The organism is Paucibacter soli (genome assembly GCF_037482845.1).
GTDB lineage: Bacteria > Pseudomonadota > Gammaproteobacteria > Burkholderiales > Burkholderiaceae_C > Paucibacter_B > Paucibacter_B soli.
This window is the reverse complement of record NZ_JBBHJW010000010.1, coordinates 158,325-174,345: the sequence shown is the minus strand read 5'-3', so window position 1 is coordinate 174,345 and position 16,021 is coordinate 158,325. Positions and strand designations below refer to the sequence as shown.

General features: G+C 68.9%; 14 protein-coding genes and 1 pseudogene. 9 read left to right on the top strand and 6 right to left on the bottom strand.

Features of this window, described 5'->3' with window-relative positions:
- The first annotated feature begins 135 nt into the window (after nucleotides 1-135).
- Nucleotides 136-1,275 carry an NAD(P)/FAD-dependent oxidoreductase gene (locus WG898_RS20320; RefSeq protein ID WP_339604593.1) on the top strand — a complete coding sequence of 380 codons (1,140 nt, stop codon included), beginning with the start codon at nucleotides 136-138 and terminating at the stop codon, nucleotides 1,273-1,275.
- Here the strand turns inward: WG898_RS20320 and WG898_RS20315 are convergent.
- Nucleotides 1,272-2,006 carry an arginyltransferase gene (locus tag WG898_RS20315; RefSeq protein ID WP_339604592.1) on the bottom strand — a complete coding sequence of 245 codons (735 nt, stop codon included), beginning with the start codon at nucleotides 2,004-2,006 and terminating at the stop codon, nucleotides 1,272-1,274. The two genes, WG898_RS20320 and WG898_RS20315, sit on opposite strands and share 4 nt — an antisense overlap.
- The gene (gene aat / locus WG898_RS20310) at nucleotides 2,003-2,776 is read right to left on the bottom strand and encodes a leucyl/phenylalanyl-tRNA--protein transferase (protein ID WP_444718981.1); all 774 of its coding nucleotides are present in this window, start codon (nucleotides 2,774-2,776) and stop codon (nucleotides 2,003-2,005) included. Before aat ends, WG898_RS20315 begins: the two co-directional genes overlap by 4 nt.
- A 25-nt stretch (nucleotides 2,777-2,801) precedes the next feature.
- Here aat and WG898_RS20305 point away from each other — a divergent pair, with 25 nt between their 5' ends.
- The 5 genes from WG898_RS20305 to WG898_RS20285 all read left to right on the top strand — a co-directional run bounded on the left by WG898_RS20305 (nucleotide 2,802) and on the right by WG898_RS20285 (nucleotide 7,168).
- Complete coding sequence (locus tag WG898_RS20305; RefSeq protein ID WP_339604590.1) at nucleotides 2,802-3,155, top strand: ArsC family reductase; 354 nt, start codon at nucleotides 2,802-2,804, stop codon at nucleotides 3,153-3,155.
- A gap of 172 nt (nucleotides 3,156-3,327) precedes the next feature.
- On the top strand, nucleotides 3,328-4,530 hold the full coding sequence (locus WG898_RS20300; RefSeq protein ID WP_339604589.1) for an ammonium transporter: 1,203 nt from the start codon (nucleotides 3,328-3,330) through the stop codon (nucleotides 4,528-4,530).
- A gap of 33 nt (nucleotides 4,531-4,563) precedes the next feature.
- A complete protein-coding gene (locus WG898_RS20295; protein WP_339604588.1) occupies nucleotides 4,564-5,271 on the top strand; it encodes a riboflavin synthase subunit alpha in 708 nt (235 codons plus the stop codon).
- A 100-nt stretch (nucleotides 5,272-5,371) separates the two neighbouring features.
- Complete coding sequence (locus WG898_RS20290) at nucleotides 5,372-6,757, top strand: methyl-accepting chemotaxis protein (protein WP_444718976.1); 1,386 nt, start codon at nucleotides 5,372-5,374, stop codon at nucleotides 6,755-6,757.
- 81 nt (nucleotides 6,758-6,838) lie between these two features.
- The gene (locus WG898_RS20285; RefSeq protein WP_339604587.1) at nucleotides 6,839-7,168 is read left to right on the top strand and encodes a cupin domain-containing protein; all 330 of its coding nucleotides are present in this window, start codon (nucleotides 6,839-6,841) and stop codon (nucleotides 7,166-7,168) included.
- A gap of 10 nt (nucleotides 7,169-7,178) precedes the next feature.
- Here the strand turns inward: WG898_RS20285 and acnA are convergent, their stop codons facing one another.
- Nucleotides 7,179-9,929, bottom strand: a complete 2,751-nt coding sequence (gene acnA, locus WG898_RS20280) for an aconitate hydratase AcnA (protein WP_339604586.1) — start codon at nucleotides 9,927-9,929, stop codon at nucleotides 7,179-7,181.
- A 259-nt stretch (nucleotides 9,930-10,188) separates the two neighbouring features.
- On the opposite strand from acnA, the pseudogene WG898_RS20275 reads away from it, so the two are divergent.
- A pseudogene (locus tag WG898_RS20275) lies at nucleotides 10,189-10,326 on the top strand (2-aminoethylphosphonate--pyruvate transaminase); the annotation flags it as partial.
- Nucleotides 10,327-10,343: 17 nt separating this feature from the next.
- On the opposite strand, the gene WG898_RS20270 reads toward WG898_RS20275, so the two are convergent.
- Nucleotides 10,344-11,831, bottom strand: a complete 1,488-nt coding sequence (locus WG898_RS20270; protein ID WP_339604585.1) for a carboxypeptidase M32 — start codon at nucleotides 11,829-11,831, stop codon at nucleotides 10,344-10,346.
- 363 nt (nucleotides 11,832-12,194) lie between these two features.
- A complete protein-coding gene (locus WG898_RS20265; RefSeq protein ID WP_339604584.1) occupies nucleotides 12,195-12,806 on the bottom strand; it encodes a DUF4337 domain-containing protein in 612 nt (203 codons plus the stop codon).
- Between the two features lie 56 nt (nucleotides 12,807-12,862).
- On the opposite strand from WG898_RS20265, the gene WG898_RS20260 reads away from it, so the two are divergent.
- Both WG898_RS20260 and WG898_RS20255 read left to right on the top strand, forming a co-directional pair.
- Complete coding sequence (locus WG898_RS20260) at nucleotides 12,863-13,528, top strand: response regulator transcription factor (protein ID WP_339604583.1); 666 nt, start codon at nucleotides 12,863-12,865, stop codon at nucleotides 13,526-13,528.
- The gene (locus tag WG898_RS20255; RefSeq protein WP_339604582.1) at nucleotides 13,525-14,988 is read left to right on the top strand and encodes a sensor histidine kinase; all 1,464 of its coding nucleotides are present in this window, start codon (nucleotides 13,525-13,527) and stop codon (nucleotides 14,986-14,988) included. The genes WG898_RS20260 and WG898_RS20255 overlap by 4 nt, the downstream gene beginning before the upstream one ends.
- Here the strand turns inward: WG898_RS20255 and WG898_RS20250 are convergent.
- The gene (locus WG898_RS20250; protein WP_339604581.1) at nucleotides 14,970-15,878 is read right to left on the bottom strand and encodes a VirK/YbjX family protein; all 909 of its coding nucleotides are present in this window, start codon (nucleotides 15,876-15,878) and stop codon (nucleotides 14,970-14,972) included. The two genes, WG898_RS20255 and WG898_RS20250, sit on opposite strands and share 19 nt — an antisense overlap.
- Nucleotides 15,879-16,021 lie beyond the last annotated feature (143 nt).

Sequence of the window (16,021 nt, the reverse complement as noted above, 5' to 3'; positions counted from 1 at the left end):
GCTGGACCCCGAGTGTCTTGTGCGCTGAGCGCCCCGGTGCTAGGAAAAGCCCTTGCTATTGACCGCAATTTGATCCAGTCGTGACTTTGTGCGAGTTTGCGGCTCCCGCTGTGGTGCATTGGTGACAATCGGGCCATGGAACAAGTCGATGCGGTGGTGGTGGGTGCCGGCGTGGTGGGCCTGGCGGTGGCGCGCGCACTCGCGCGCCAGGGTCTGGAAACCCTGGTGCTGGAGCGCGAGAACGCGATCGGTCAGGGGGTGAGCTCGCGCAATAGCGAGGTCATCCATGCCGGGCTGTACTACCCGCCGGGTTCGCTCAAGGCCAGGCTTTGCGTGCGCGGCAAGCAACTGCTCTACGAGTTCTGCACCAGCCACCAGGTGGCGCACCGGCGCTGCGGCAAGCTGGTGGTGGCCACCGATCCGGCGCAGCTGGCCGGGCTGCGCGCCCTGCAGGCCAAGGCCGCGGGCAATGGCGTGCACGATCTGCAATGGCTTGGCGCCGCCGAGGCACAGACCCTCGAGCCGCAGCTGCGCTGCGAGGCCGCGCTGCTCTCGCCCTCCACCGGCATCGTCGACAGTCATGGCCTGATGCTGGCCCTGCAGGGCGAGTTGGAGCGCCATGGCGGTGCCGTGGGGCTGGCTTCCGAGGTGCGAGCAATCCGCCCCAGCCCCGAGGGTCAGGTCTTGAGCGTGGCGATGCCCGGGGGCGAGCAGATGGATTTGTGCGCGCGCCTGGTGGTGAATGCCGCCGGGCTCTGGGCACCCTGGCTGGCGACGCGTACAGCTGGCTTGGCTGGCCTGCAAGGCCAGCCGAGCGCGCATTACAGCAAGGGCTGCTATTTCAGCCTGCAGGGCCGGGCGCCGTTCGCGCACCTGGTCTATCCGCTGCCGCAGGACGCCTGGCTGGGCGTGCACCTGACGCTGGACCTGGGCGGGCAGGCCCGCTTCGGGCCGGATGCGCAGTGGCTGGAGGGGGTGGCGACGCCGGATCAGCTGGACTATGCGGTGGCGGCGGAACGCGCCGATGGCTTTTATGCCGATGTGCGCCGCTACTGGCCGGGCCTGCCCGACGGGGCGCTGCAGCCCGCCTACAGCGGCGTAAGGCCCAAGATCCATGGCCCGGGCGAGGCTGCGCCGGACTTCCGCATCGACGGCCCGGCCCAGCATGGCGTGGCTGGTCTGGTGAATCTGCTGGGCATCGAATCGCCGGGGCTGACGAGCGCGCTGGCGATCGCCGAGGAGGTGCTGGCGCGTCTGGGGCTTGCTACAGCCTAGTCCCGCTGCTGCCACTGCCCGTCGATGAGCAGCTGGTGCGGGCGGAACTTGCTCTTGTAGGCCATCTTGGGGCTCTCGGCGATCCAGTAGCCCAGGTAGAGGTGCGAGAGGCGCAGCTGGCGCGCCTGCTCGATCTGCCACAGCACGTTGTAGCTGCCGTAGCTCATGCCCTCCTCGGGCTCGTAGAAGGTGTAGACGGCCGACAGCCCGTCGGCCAGGATGTCCAGGATGGACACCATCTTCAGCTGGCTGCTGCCATCGGGCTGCGGCTCGCGGAACTCCACCAGGCGCGAGTTGATGCGGCTTTGCAGCAGGAACTGGGTGTATTGGTCGACGCTGTCGTGGTCCATGCCGCCGCCGCTGTGGCGGCCGGCCTGGTAGCGCAGATAGAGCTGGTAATGCTCCTCGCTATAGCCCAGCCGCATCACGCGCGCCTGCAGGCCCTGGTGCTGCTTCCAGGCACGGCGCTGGCTGCGCGTGGGCGTGAACGCCGCCACCGGGATGCGCATCGCCACACAGGCCTTGCAGCCGTCGCAATAGGGCCGGTAGGTGAACATGCCGCTGCGGCGAAAGCCCGCCGCCACCAGGCCCGAATAGGCATCCGCATGGATCAGATGGCTGGGCGTGGCCACCTGCGAGCGTGCCTGCCGCTGCGGCAGGTAGCTGCAGGGGTAGGGCGCCGTGGCATAAAACTGCAGCTCGGCCAGCGGAAGTTCTTTGGGATGCGTCACGAAGAAGGTGGCGTTGGCTCGGGTTCGGTATTGCCGGGCTCCAGCAGGGCCCACAGCCCAGGATGATAGGTCCAATCGCTGGGGGCCGGTTCGCCCACCGCCCGCGCCAGATGCGCCTCGAAGGCTGCACGCGGCACTGCTGCCGCACCCAGCGAAGCGAGATGGCGGGTGTTCTGCTGGCAGTCGATCCAGGCAATGCCATGCCGGCGGCACAGGCACACCAGCGCGGCCAGCGCGATCTTGGAGGCATCGCTGCGCCGCGTGAACATCGACTCGCCGTAGAACATGCGGCCCAGGTTCACGCCGTAGAGGCCGCCGGCCAGCTCACCGTCCATCCAGGTCTCGACGCTGTGCACCACGCCTTCGGCAGCCAGGCGCGCATAGGCGGCCTGCATCTCGGGCAGTATCCAGGTGCCGGACTGGCCCTCGCGCGGCGCGCCGGCGCAGGCGCGCAGCACCTCGGGCGTGGCCGTGTCGACGCGGATCTCGCAGCCCGGCGTGGCGCGAAAACGCGCGATCGTCTTGCGCAGCGAGCGCGCGAGCTTGAAGTTGCGGGTCTGCAGCACCATGCGCGGGTCGGTGCTCCACCACAGTATGGGCTGGCCCTCGGAATACCAGGGGAAGATGCCGCGCGCATAGGCGGCGCGCAGGCGCGCCGGGCTGAGGTCGCCGCCGGCGGCCAGCAGGCCGGGGGCGTCGGAGTTGGGCCCCAGCGCCAGGTGGGTGGGCGGGAAGAAGGCCGGGTCGCGGTCATCAAGCCAGGGAATCATCGGCTTCATGGTAGCGTGCTCGCCCATGACAACGATCATCCTCTACGGCATACCCAATTGCGACACCGTCAAGCGCGCGCGCGCCTGGCTGCATGAGCAAGGCCTGGACTACCAGTTTCACGATTTCAAGAAGGCCGGCGTGCCCGCCGCCGAGCTGGCGCGCTGGCAGCGCGAGCTCGGCTGGGAGCGGGTGCTGAACCGCGCCGGCACCAGCTGGCGCAAGCTCGACGAGGCGGCCAAGGCCGCGGTGGTGGATGGCGCCAGCGCCGCCGCGCTGATTCAGGCCCAGCCCAGCCTGGTCAAGCGGCCGGTGGTGCAATGGGCCGACGGCCGCCTGAGCCTGGGTTTCTCGCCCGAGCTGTTTGCCAGCCACGCCTGAGCGCACTGCGGTGGTGCGCTTGATGCACCAGGAGTGAGCGCGCGGCCTCGCGCTGGTGCGCGAGCGGTTCTGTGGGCTTGCCCCAGTCTGGGCACTCTTCTTGCTGTCTTGGTGCATTCCGTGTCAGGTCGGTGCGCCGACCCCGCAGCAAGCAAGCAATAGAGGACCCGCAATGGAGAACTTCAAGCAGGGCGCCGATGCGCTCTTCATCCTGCTCGGCGCCATCATGGTGCTGGCCATGCACGCCGGCTTCGCCTTTCTGGAGCTGGGCACGGTGCGCAAGAAGAACCAGGTGAATGCGCTGGTGAAGATCCTGGTGGACTTCGCGGTCTCCACCGTGGCCTATTTCCTGGTGGGCTACACGGTCGCCTATGGCACGCATTTCTTCACCGGCGCCGAGGCGCTGGCGGCCAAGAACGGCTACGAGCTGGTGAAGTTCTTCTTTCTCCTGACCTTCGCCGCGGCGATTCCCGCCATCGTCTCCGGCGGCATCGCCGAGCGCGCGCGCTTCGGCCCGCAACTGATGGCCACCGCGGTGATCGTGGGCCTGATCTACCCGCTCTTCGAGGGCGTGGCCTGGAACCAGGCCTTCGGCTTCCAGGCCTGGCTCAAGGCCAGCTTTGGCGCCGAGTTCCATGATTTCGCCGGCTCGGTGGTGGTGCACGCGGTGGGCGGCTGGATAGCCCTGGCGGCGGTGCTGCTGCTGGGGCCGCGCTACAACCGCTACCGCAAGGACGGCGCCATCAGTGCCCACCCGCCCTCCAGCATCCCCTTTCTGGCGCTGGGTGCCTGGGTGCTGGCGGTGGGCTGGTTCGGCTTCAATGTGATGAGCGCCCAGACTCTGGACAAGCTCAGCGGCCTGGTGGCGGTGAACTCGCTGATGGCGATGGTGGGCGGCACGCTGGCGGCGGTGCTGCTGGGCCGCAACGACCCCGGCTTTGCCTACAACGGCCCGCTCGCCGGCCTGGTGGCGGTGTGCGCCGGCTCCGACCTGATGCACCCGATCGGAGCCCTGCTGGTGGGCGGCGTGGCCGGCGCCATCTTCGTGAGCCTGTTCACCCTCACGCAGAACCGCTGGAAGATCGACGACGTGCTGGGCGTCTGGCCCCTGCACGGCCTGTGCGGCGCCTGGGGCGGCATCGCCTGCGGTATCTTCGGCCAGCCGGCCCTGGGCGGCATCGGCGGCGTGAGCCTGTGGTCGCAGCTGCTGGGCACCCTGGCCGGCGTGAGCTGGGCGCTGGCCGGCGGCTTTACCGTCTACGGCCTGCTGCGCCAGCTGACCGGGCTGCGCCTGAGCCAGGAAGAGGAATTCGACGGCGCCGACCTCAGTATCCACAAGATCGGCGCGACCCCCGATCGCGAGGTCAGCTGGTAAGCTGCCGGCCTTGTTATCCAAGGCAGTTGCTCCATGTTCACAGGCATCGTCCAGGGCGTCGCCAGCGTCGCCGCCATCACCGACCGGCCCGGTCTGCGCAGCTTCACGCTGCAGTTCCCGCCCGGCTTCTGTGCCGGCCTGGAGATCGGTGCCAGCGTCGCCTGCGACGGTGTCTGCCTGACCGTCACCGCCCTGCACGAGGGCGCGGAGCGCGCCGACTTCGATGTGATGCAGCAAAGCCTGGCGCTCACCAGCCTGGGCGGCCTGCAGCCGGGCAGCCGGCTGAACGTGGAGCGCGCCGCCCGCGACGGCGCCGAGATCGGCGGCCACCCGCTCTCCGGCCATGTCGACTTCATGGGCGAGATCGCCGAGATTCGCCGCCCCGAGAACAACCATGTGCTGCGCATCGCGGTGCCGGCGCAATGGATGCGCTACATCTTCGCCAAGGGCTATATCGCCATCAACGGCGCCAGCCTGACGGTGGCGGAAGCAGACCGCCAGGCCGGTTGGTTCGAGGTCTGGCTGATCCCAGAGACCCTGCGCATGACCACCTTTGGCGAGAAGGCCGTGGGGTCAGGTCTGAACATCGAGATCGAGCGCCAGACCCAGGTCTTCGTGGACACCGTGCGCGAGGCCATTGAGGAGCGCCTGGGCCCGCTGCTGCCGGCGCTGGAGCAGCTGCTGGCGCAGCAGGGCCAGAGCCTGCTGGACGTGGCGCCGCCACGCGTCGAAAAGCGCTGAAACCCGCGTGCAGTTTTGTGCGGCCTGGTGGGCCGCGGCATGCTAGCCTGGGCGCTGTCAGGATGTCCTGACGTCCGCGAGGAAGGGCCGAACCATGCGATTGAGCGTCAGACACCGATTGATGCTGGGCTTTGGCGTGATGCTGCTGCTGCTGGCCGTGGTGGCCGGCGTGGGGCAGCAACAGCTGGCCAATATCCAGCACTTCAACACCGAGCTGGACGAGCGCGCCTTCCGGCTCTCGCTCGCCTCCGACTGGGCCACCCAGGTCAAGATCGCGGTGGCCAGCAAGGCGCCGGTGCCAGGTCTTGAGATCGAGCCGGTGAAAAAGCTCGGCACGCTCATCCAAGCGGAGGCCGAGAAGCGCGTGCTGACGGCGGCGCTGAGTTCGCATGGCGCCAGCCCGGAGGCGCACCGCGATGCGGTGGACCAGCTGGCGGGCAAGCTGGTGGCGCTGCAGATTGCCGACAGCGGCCAGCTGCAGGCCGCGCTGACGCGCGCCGTCACGCTCAACTGGACCGTGCTGGCGTTGGGCGCGGTGCTGGGCATCGTGATCGCGATCCGGCTCTCCAACGGCATCCTGCGGCCGATCGCGCGTGCCGGCCTGGTGGCAGAACGCATTGCCTCGGGCGACCTTTCTAGCAGCATCGATGGCCAGGGAGATGACGAAGTGGGCGCGCTGCTGGTCTCGCTGGGACGCATGCAGGACAACCTGGCCAAGCTGGTAGCGAATGTGCGCCAGGGCTCCGAGGGCGTGGCCACCGCCTCGGCCGAAATCGCCCAGGGCAATCACGACCTCTCGGCGCGCACCGAGCAGCAGGCCAGCTCGCTGGAGCAGACGGCCTCCAGCATGGAGGAGCTGGGCTCCACGGTGAAGCAAAACGCCGACAGCGCGCGCCAGGCCAACCAGCTGGCGCTGAACGCCTCCACGGTGGCCGAGCAGGGCGGGGCGGTGGTGGGCGAGGTGGTCGAGACCATGAAGGAGATCAACGATTCCTCGCGCAGGATTTCCGACATCATCGGCGTGATCGACGGCATCGCCTTTCAGACCAACATCCTCGCCTTGAATGCCGCGGTGGAAGCCGCGCGCGCCGGCGAGCAGGGCCGCGGCTTCGCGGTGGTGGCCTCCGAGGTGCGTTCGCTGGCGGGCCGCTCGGCCGACGCCGCCAAGGAGATCAAAAACCTGATCGGCGCCAGCGTCGAGCGCGTCGAGCGCGGCAGCGCCCTGGTCGACCGCGCCGGCAGCACCATGCAGGAGGTGGTGACGGCGATCAAGCGCGTTACCGACATCATGGGCGAGATCAGTGCCGCCAGCATCGAGCAGGCCAATGGTGTCTCGCAGGTGGGCGAAGCGGTCAACCACATGGATCACGCCACCCAGCAGAACGCCGCGCTGGTGGAGCAGATGGCCGCCGCCGCCAGCAGCCTGAAGGCGCAGGCCGAGGAGTTGGTGCGCGTGGTGGCGGTGTTCAAGATCCGGCGCGGCTGAGCGCGCGGGGCCCCCCTCAATCGCGGCCCGCGCGCCGGGCCCAACAGGGCCACAATGGCTTGGCAATTCAAGGAGACGCTCATGGCCCTGCAACATGCCAGTCCTGGCCAGCTGATCGACCTGAAGGCCCTGGCCGAGTACATCCCCGACAGCCCCAGCACCAGCCTGATCAAGGCCGACCAGCTGCAGCTGCTGCACCTGCTGCTGCCGGCCGGCCAGCACTTGCATGAGCACAAGCTGGCCGGCGAACTCTGCATCCACTGCCTGGCCGGCCGCGTGCGCCTGGACATGCATGGCACCCATCTGCCGCTCAGCGCCGGGCAGATGACGCTGCTGCGCCGCGCCGAGCTGCATGCGGTGGTGGCGGAGCTGGACAGCAGCTTGCTGCTGACGCTGGTATTGCCGGGCTGAGCCTGCGGACTCATTCCTTCAGCAGGGTACGCAGCACAAACGGCAGGATGCCGCCATGGCGGTAGTACTCGACCTCGATGGGGGTGTCGATGCGCAGCAGCAGGGCATGCTCTGTGCGTTTGCCGCCCCCGTGGACCACCAGGCGGGCCTGGCGCTGCGGCGCCAGCGCGCCGTCCAGCTCGATGTCGATCAGCTCGTCGCCCTTGAGGCCCAGCGTCTCCCAGCTCTCGCCCGGCATGAACTGCAGCGGCAGCACCCCCATGCCGACCAGGTTGGCGCGGTGGATGCGCTCGAAGCTCCTGGCCACCACCACCTTGATGCCCAGCAGCTGGGTGCCCTTGGCGGCCCAGTCGCGGCTGGAGCCGGTGCCATATTCCTCGCCGGCAAAGATCACCGTGGGCGTGCCAGCAGCCTGGTAGCGCATCGCGGCGTCGTAGATGGCGAGCTTTTCAACATCTCCGCTACTCGGCTGATAAAGCGTCAGGCCACCTTCCTCGCGGCTGCCGTCGGCAGCGGGTGGGAGCATCAGGTTCTTGATGCGCACATTGGCAAAGGTGCCGCGCATCATCACCTCATGGTGGCCGCGGCGTGAGCCATAACTGTTGAAGTCCATGGGCTTGATGCCCTGGGCCTGCAGGTACAGGCCCGCGGGCGAGCTGGCCTTGATGGCGCCGGCGGGCGAGATGTGGTCGGTGGTGATGGAGTCGCCGAACAGCGCCATGATGCGGGCACCGCGCACGCTGGTGCCGCTGGCCTCGGCGGCCTTGGCTGCCATCTGGAAGCCGGCGAAGAAGGGCGGCTGGGCGATATAGCTGCTGGCCGGCCAGTTGTAGACCTGACCTTCGACGCCGCTGATCCTGCGCCACAAGCGGCCGGGCCTGCTGGCCACCCGCGCGTAGTTGGCGCGAAAGGCCTTGGGGTCCATGGCATGCTTCATCAGCGCATTGATTTCATCGCTGCTGGGCCAGATGTCGCCCAGGTAAACGTCACGCCCATTTTTGCCCTTGCCCACCGGCTGGGTCATCAGATCCACCCGCACATTGCCGGCCAGCGCATAGGCCAGCACCAAAGGCGGCGAGGCCAGGAAATTGGCCTTCAGATTGGGGTGGATGCGCGCCTCGAAATTGCGGTTGCCCGAGAGCACGGCGGCGCAGATCAGTTCCCTGGAGGTGATGGCCTCGTTGATCTCGGCCGTGAGGTCGCCGGCATTGCCGATGCAGGTGGTGCAGCCATAGGCGGCCACATGGAAGCCCAGCTTTTCCAGATAGGGCAGCAGGCGGGCGCGCTCCAGGTATTCGGTGACGATGCGCGAGCCCGGCGCCAGCGAGGTCTTGATGTGCGGCGCCACGCGCAGGCCCGCCCGCACCGCCTTCTTGGCCAGCAGGCCCGCGGCCAGCAGCACGCTGGGGTTGGAGGTGTTGGTGCAGGAGGTGATGGCGGCGATCAGCACATCGCCGTTGCCGATCGTGAGGCCGCTGGGCGTGCTGACGCGCTCGCTCAGCGTCTCGGCCGGGCGGTTGAAGCCATTGGCCGCGGCACCCTGGCTGTAGAGTTCGGCGAACTTGCTGGCGAGCCTTGTTATTTCGATGCGATCCTGCGGCCGCTTGGGGCCGGCCAGCGAGGGCGTGACGCTGCCAAGGTCCAGGCTGACGATGCGCGAATAGAGAATGTCGCCGGGCGCCTGGTCTGCGCCCGGGGCGCCCGGAATTCCGAACATCTGCTGGGCGCGGAAATAGGCCTGCAGCGCGGCGATCTCGCTCTTCGTGCGGCCGGTGCCGCGGAAATAGTCGAGGGTGCGTTCGTCCACCGGGAAGAAGCCCATGGTGGCGCCGTACTCGGGCGCCATGTTCGCGATGGTGGCGCGGTCGGGCACCGAGAGGCCGGCGGCGCCGGGGCCGAAGAATTCGACAAACTTGCCCACCACCTTCTCGCGCCGCAGCAACTCGGTGACGGTGAGCACCAGGTCGGTGGCGGTGACGCCCTCGCGCAGCCGGCCCCGCAACTCGAAGCCCACCACATCCGGCGTCAGGAAATAGACCGGCTGGCCCAGCATGCCGGCCTCGGCCTCGATGCCGCCCACGCCCCAGCCCACCACGCCAATGCCGTTGATCATGGTGGTGTGGCTGTCGGTGCCCACCAGCGAGTCGGGGTAATAGCGCTTGGCGCCCTTGGCACCGCGCTTGTGCACGCCGCGCGCCAGGTATTCCAGGTTCACCTGGTGCACGATGCCGAAGCCCGGCGGCACCACGCGGAAGGTCTCGAAAGCCTGCATGCCCCACTTCATGAACTCATAGCGCTCGCGGTTGCGCTCGAACTCGAGCTTCATGTTCAGGTCCAGGGCCTGCTTGCTGCCGTAATGGTCGATCATCACCGAGTGGTCCACCACCAGGTCCACCGGCACCAGGGGTTCGATGAGCTTGGGGTTCTTGCCGGCCGCGGCCGCCACATTGCGCATCGCCGCCAGGTCGGCCAGCAGGGGCACGCCGGTGAAGTCCTGCAGCACCACGCGCGCCACCACGAAGGGGATCTCGTCCTTGCGCGGCGCGTTCGGCGCCCAGTTCGCCAACTGGGCCACATGCGCGGGCAGCACGCGCTGGCCATCGCAGTTGCGCAGCACCGACTCCAGCACGATGCGCAGCGAGATCGGCAGGCGCTTGACATTGGGGAACTGCTCGGCCAGCAGCGGCAGCGAGTAGAACTGGCCGCGCTTGCCCGCGGGCGTGCTGAAGGCGGCAAGGGTCTGGGCGTAGGGATGCGGCATGAGAGGGCTCCTGGGGCTCGGCCGATTGTGCGCGGGGTGGTGGTAGCGCGCTACCGCACCGGCGTGCGAATTGCGCTGCTTGAAGGTGACCCGATCTTGAGCGCCATCGTGCAACGTTGCCAGGGCGAGGTGGTCCAGCCGCAGGATGCAGTACTGCCGGAACCCACAAACCGCGCGTCGGCAAGGGCCTGCATGCCCTGCGCGAGTTCGAGGCGCTGAGCGAGCTGAAGACAGCTTTTGACCTTGTGCTTAGCTAGCGACGCAGATCGAAGCCTTCCGGGGCGGCAGCATCGGCCACTTCGGCGAGGCAGGCAGCCCCGGTGCGGTGGCCGCCATCGCCGACACGCTCGCGACCATGGGCATCAAAACCCCGGGCAGTGTGGCTCTGACTCCCTGAGCGCGGGCACCGCGCCCTCAGCCCAGGTAGCGGGCGCGCAGATGGGCCTGGAAGTACGCGGGGTTCAGTAGCTCGCCGCTGGCGCGTTTGACCAGCTCCGGCGTTTCCCAGCGTGACCCCTGGCTCCATACCCTGGCGTTGAGCCAGTCGAACACGGGCTGCAGCTCGCCGCGCGCGATGCCAGCATCCAGCCCGGGGATGTCGCGGCGCATGCAGGCAAACCACTGCGCCGCATACATCGCGCCCAGGGTGTAGCAAGGGAAGTAGCCGAACAGGCCCTCGGACCAGTGCACGTCCTGCATGCAGCCGTCGCGGTAGTTGCCGCGCGTGTCGACGCCCAGCAGCTCCTGCATCTTGGCGTCCCACAGCGCGGGGATGTCCTCGCACTCGATCTCGCCCTCGATCAGCGCGTGTTCGATCTCGTAGCGCAGGATCACATGGCAGGGGTAGCTAACCTCGTCGGCGTCCACGCGGATGAAGCCCGGCTTCACGCGCGTGAGCAGCTTGTGCAGGTTGTCGGGCGCCCAGGCGGCTTGTGCGCCCAGGTATTTGATCAGCAAGGGCGAGAGCTGTTCGGCGAAGCCCGGGTGGCTGCCCAGCTGCATCTCGAAGCTGAGTGACTGGCTTTCGTGCAGACCCATCGATCGGGGATTGGCAATCGGCAGGCCCAGCCATTCGCGCGGCAGCATCTGCTCGTAGCGGCCATGGCCGGTTTCGTGAATCACGCCCATCAGCGCGGGTAGGGCGTCGTCTTCGCTGTAGCGCGTGGTCATGCGCACATCCTCGGGCACGCCGCCGCAGAACGGGTGGGCCGACTCGTCGAGCCGACCGGCCTCGAAGTCGAAGCCCATCAAGTGCATGGCCGCCAGGCCCAGCTCGCGTTGCGCCGCCTTCGGGAAGGGCCCCACGGGCTGGATCACCGTCTCGCCGGCCTGCTTGGCGCGCACATCGCGGATCAGGCCGGGCAGCCACTGGCGCAGGTCGGCAAACACGCGGTCGATATCGGCGCTGCGCATGCCGGGCTCGAATTGGTCCAGCAGTGCGTCGTATTTGGACAGGCCGGTGGCCTGGCTCAAATGGCCGGCCGCTTCGCGTGAGAGCCTGACGACGTCCTTGAACATGGGCACAAAGCCGGCCCAGTCATTGGCCGTGCGCTGGCTGCGCCAGGCATGCTCGCAGCGCGAGCCTGCCAGGCTTTGCGCCTGCACCAGGGCCTGCGGCAAGGCATTGCTGGCGCGCCAGCTGCGCGTCATCTCGCGCAGCGTGGCGCGCTCGAAGTCGTCCAGCGCCTCGCCCTGGGCACGCTCCAGCAGGGCCTTGAGCTCGGGCACGGTGGCCAGTTCGTGCAGCAGGCCGCCCATTTCGGCCATGGCCGCCGCGCGTGCCTCGCTGCCCTTGGGTGGCATGAAGCTCTGTTGGTCCCAGGAAGCGATGGACTGCAAGTGGGCCAGGCGGTACATGCGCTGGTAACGCTGCGCGAGGTCGGCGTAGGCGGTGTTGGACATGGACGCTCCGTAGTTCAAGAGGAGGCAAATTGTCCACGCCAACGGCCCGGCGAACGAGCTGCCCAGCACTTTGCACCGACGCCTGGCGGCAGAAGTGCCAGCTGACCGCAGCGCTGGAGATTGCGACTTCGACAGGCCCATGAGCATGGTGTGCTCGACGCATGCGATTTCCAGCCGAAGTCCCGGCGTCAGGACGCCCTGCCGACGCCGGCCGGTCAAAGCGGTGGCGATTCGGTCAGGGAGGCTATCGCGTTAGGGAAGCACCTACTCCAGCATGGCGCTCAGCATGATCTGCAGGCGCTTGATGATCATGAACCACTCAGCCAGCGCCGGAAGCTCATGGCAAATGCCCGATGCTGCGTGTCAGGACAAGAGGGCGATCAGGCTGCTGGGGTGCAGGGCCCAGCCGGCCAGCCCGGCCAGGCCCATCAGCACACCAAAGATGGAGGGCAGCAGCGCGGCCCAGTAAAGGTGCTGACTTTGCGTCAACGCGGTTACCGCCAGCATCGCCACCGCAATCGCCAGCAGGGCGTCGCTGAGGTCGAACTGATCATCGCGGTAGTTGAGCGCGTCGTAGTTGCGCTGGTCCTGCTCGGCCTGGGCGCGCAGCTCGTCCTTCTTCCTGGCCTGGTCGGCGGCGAGGGCGCGGTACTTGGCGAGCGCGCTGGCATAGCCGGCCTGTGCCTCGGGCTTGGCGCTCAGCTGTGCCAGCTCCAGTTGCACCACGCTGGCCTCGGCCACCTCCTGGCGGATATTGCGCGCCTGGTAATAGGCCCAATGGTCCAGCTTGTCGGCCTGGGCCTGCTGCATGGCCTGCACGATGTTGTCGTCCTTGACCTTGCAGATGCCCATGAAGGTGGCCAGCAGCGCCACCGTGATGGCCACCGCGGCGTTCAGGCGCGAGGGGCGCTCGGCCGTGGTGGGCGCGGCGGCTTGCTGCGCGGTTTCAACAAGGTCTTTGGGGTCGATGTCCATGTGCGTCCTGGCTTGCTGCAAGCGGGGCAGGGCAGAAATGCGCTACCGTTCCGGCCATGCGCATTTTGCTTGTAGAAGACGACCCCACGCTGAGCTCCATCGTGCAGCGCAGCCTGAGCGAGGCGGGCCATCTGGTGGACCTGGCCGGCACGCTCGAGCAGGCGCGCTTTCTGTGGCGCATCCAGGAGCTCGACGCCGTGCTGCTGGACCTCAGCCTGCCCGACGGCAACGGCCTGCAGGCCCTGCGCGAGGCACGCGCGCGCGGCGATCGCACCCCCGTGCTGGTGCTGACCGCGCGCAACCGCACCGACGAGCGCATCGCCGGCCTGGACGCCGGGGCCGACGATTACCTCGGCAAGCCCTTCGACCTGGCCGAGGTGGAGGCGCGCCTGCGCGCCCTGGTGCGCCGCCGCCTCGACCTGGACGACCAGGTGCGCGTCGGCGCCCTGATGCTGGACCGGCGCGCGCGGCGCCTGTTCCTTGCCGATGCGCCGCTGGATCTGCCCGCGCGCGAGTTCGAGGTGCTGAGCGAGCTGATGACACCGCCCGGCCGGGTGGTCAGCAAGGCCAGGCTCAGCGACAAGCTCTCGGGCTTTGACGATGCGCTGGGTGCGAATGCGCTGGAGACCTTCATCTCGCGCCTGCGCAAGAAGCTGGCCGGCAGCGGCGCCGGCATACGCACGCTGCGCGGCCTGGGCTATGTGCTGGAGCCCGAGGCATGAGCGAACTGGCGAGCGGCAGTGGTGGCAGCAGCAGCAACAAGCCGCCGCTGCGTCGCCGCCTGCTGCGCCATGTGCTTGGGCCGCTGCTGCTGACCTGGGCGCTGGGCAGCCTGCTGGCGCTATGGGTGGCCTCGTACTTCACGCAGCGCGCCTTCGACCGTGCGATGCTGGATGATGCCCTGCTGCTGGCCCGCCATCTGGAGGCGGGCGCGCAGGGCCTGCAGCTGGCCATGTCCACTGAGGACCTCGGCACGGTGCTGTACGACCAGAGCGAGCGCGTTTTCTACGCCGTGCACGACGGCGGCGGGCGCCTCATCGTGGGCAGCCCGGGTCTGCTGCCGGAAGCCCTGCGCGCCGACGCCGCGCCGCCCGAGTTGCAGTACCTGGATCAGGATTACCGCGGCCGTGCGGTGCGCACCCTAGTGCTGCGGCGCGAGGCACCGCAGCCGGCCTGGGTGCTGGTGGCCCAGACCACGGTGATGCGCCAGCGCATGCGCAAGGAGCTGCTGCTGTTTGCGCTGCCGCCCCAGGTGCTGCTGCTGGTGGGCCTGGCCGGCTGGCTGCGCCACCGCATCGGCCGCGATGTGCGGCCGCTGGCGGCGCTGCAGCAGGCGCTGCAGGCGCGCCCGCCCTCCGATCTCTCGGCCCTGCCGGCCGAGCTCAAGACCGAGGCGCCCTCGCGCGAGCTGGAGCAGCTGGGCTATTCGATCGACGGCTTGCTGGCACGCGTGGAGGCCAGTATGCGCGCCCAGCGCGAGTTTGCCGGCAATGTCGCGCATGAGCTGCGCACCCCGTTGGCGGGCGTGCGCGCGGCGGCTGAATACGGCCTGGCGCAGAGCGAGCCGCAGCGTTGGCGCGAGCAGTTGCAGGCGGTGCTGGCCAGCGCGGTCCGCGCCAGCCATCTGGTGGACCAGCTGCTGGCCCTGGCCCTGGCCGACGAGTCGCGCGGCCGGCTGCGCCTGCAGCCCCTGGTGCTGGGCGAGCTGGTGCGCGAGCTGCTGCTGCGCTACCTGGCGCGTGCCGACCAGGCCGGCGTGGAGCTGGGTGCCAGCGGGCTGGAGGGCGGCGAGCAGGTGCTGGGCGATGCCGGGCTGATCGAGGGCATGCTCGGCAATCTGCTCGACAACGCGCTGCGTTACGGCCGCGCCGCCAGCGGGCCCAGCAGCATCAGCGTCGAGCTGCAGCCCGACCCCGCGGGGCTGCGATTGTGCGTGGTCGACAACGGCCCCGGCATACCCGCGGCCCAGCGCAGTGCCGTGCGCCAGCGCTGGGCGCAGGGCGAGGCCTTGTGCCAGGCGCCGGCGCTGGGCCAGGGTACGGGCCTGGGCCTCGCCATCGTGGAGCGCTATGCCAGCCTGCTCGGGGCCGGCCTGAGCCTGGAACCCGGGCCGGGCGGCCAGGGGCTGAGAGCCTGCCTGGTGTTTCCACCGGCGCTGCCGGATCAGGCTGCCAAGGGGTAGCTCGGCATCGCTTGGAGCCCGGTGCCGCCGGCCGCCTGCAGGCTGGCCGCCACGCCGGCGCAGGCGGCGCGAAGCAGGGCCTCGCGGCGGCGCGCCTCGGCGCGCTTCTTGGATGGCAGGCTCGCCAGGTCGATGCCGGGCTCGCGCAGGCAGTCGAGCCGATAGTCGCCATCGCGGCCGGGCAGGGCACCCAGCTCGGTCCAGAGCTGGTCGTAGTCGGAGCTGATGTGCCAGCGCCGCCACGGATTCAGCGCGATGCGGTGCCGGTTGCTGACCAACTGCACGCCCGTGCAACAAAACAGGTGGGCGATGTGGCGCACTACCGTGATGAGCAGGCTGGTGGGCCGGCAGGCGTGCAGCTGGCGCGTGGCCTCGCGCACCCGCTCGCGGGCCTCGGCACCGGCGGGGCCCTGCAGGCGCCCCACCATCAGCACTGGCCCTTGGGCGTCGTCTCGGATCAGGAATGACAGCGAATACAGGCGCTGGCCGTCCAGGTTCAGGGCCAGGCAAAGCTCGCCCTCGCGGTGGCCATCGTGGATGGCGCTCAGCATCAGCGTGGCGATGCCGCCGTCCTTCAGCGGCAGCTGGCCCAGGCAATGCGGCCGCTCGGCGGCGGCGCAGCTCCAGGCCAGCAGGCCGCGCGCGTGCATGAAGCCGTAATGCTCGCTGAGCACGCGCACGCGCGCGGCGCAGCCCAGCCCGGTGCAGAGGTAGGGGCGGTAGATCTTGTGCGCCAGCACCGGATGGCGCTGCAGCTGCGCCTGCAGGCAGGCATGGCGCGCCAGGAAGTCGTGCCAGCGGCGCGTGGCGCGCGGATGCAACCAGCCACCGAGGCGCAGCTTCAAGCGGGTCTTGAGGTCGGAGCGAGGCGCATCTTTCATCATCAACATGCGCTCCTTATCGCCGCGGTCGCCTGTCTGGAACCTGACCAGGCTGGCTGGAGGTGATGCTCGGAAGCCGCTTGGACGGGCTGTGCGAGCGGCCGGCCGACCCGCGCAGACTGCGAGCGAAGACCGCCGCTGGCGCTGGGCGT

Bases quoted from the DNA above. Each gene is read 5' to 3' on its own strand.
- WG898_RS20320 (WP_339604593.1), top strand. From the start codon at position 136: ATGGAACAAGTCGATGCGGTGGTGGTGGGTGCCGGCGTGGTGGGCCTG.
- aat (WP_444718981.1), bottom strand. From the start codon at position 2,776: ATGATTCCCTGGCTTGATGACCGCGACCCGGCCTTCTTCCCGCCCACC.
- WG898_RS20305 (WP_339604590.1), top strand. From the start codon at position 2,802: ATGACAACGATCATCCTCTACGGCATACCCAATTGCGACACCGTCAAG.
- WG898_RS20300 (WP_339604589.1), top strand. From the start codon at position 3,328: ATGGAGAACTTCAAGCAGGGCGCCGATGCGCTCTTCATCCTGCTCGGC.
- WG898_RS20295 (WP_339604588.1), top strand. From the start codon at position 4,564: ATGTTCACAGGCATCGTCCAGGGCGTCGCCAGCGTCGCCGCCATCACC.
- WG898_RS20285 (WP_339604587.1), top strand. From the start codon at position 6,839: ATGGCCCTGCAACATGCCAGTCCTGGCCAGCTGATCGACCTGAAGGCC.
- acnA (WP_339604586.1), bottom strand. From the start codon at position 9,929: ATGCCGCATCCCTACGCCCAGACCCTTGCCGCCTTCAGCACGCCCGCG.
- WG898_RS20270 (WP_339604585.1), bottom strand. From the start codon at position 11,831: ATGTCCAACACCGCCTACGCCGACCTCGCGCAGCGTTACCAGCGCATG.
- WG898_RS20265 (WP_339604584.1), bottom strand. From the start codon at position 12,806: ATGGACATCGACCCCAAAGACCTTGTTGAAACCGCGCAGCAAGCCGCC.
- WG898_RS20260 (WP_339604583.1), top strand. From the start codon at position 12,863: ATGCGCATTTTGCTTGTAGAAGACGACCCCACGCTGAGCTCCATCGTG.
- WG898_RS20255 (WP_339604582.1), top strand. From the start codon at position 13,525: ATGAGCGAACTGGCGAGCGGCAGTGGTGGCAGCAGCAGCAACAAGCCG.
- WG898_RS20250 (WP_339604581.1), bottom strand. From the start codon at position 15,878: ATGTTGATGATGAAAGATGCGCCTCGCTCCGACCTCAAGACCCGCTTG.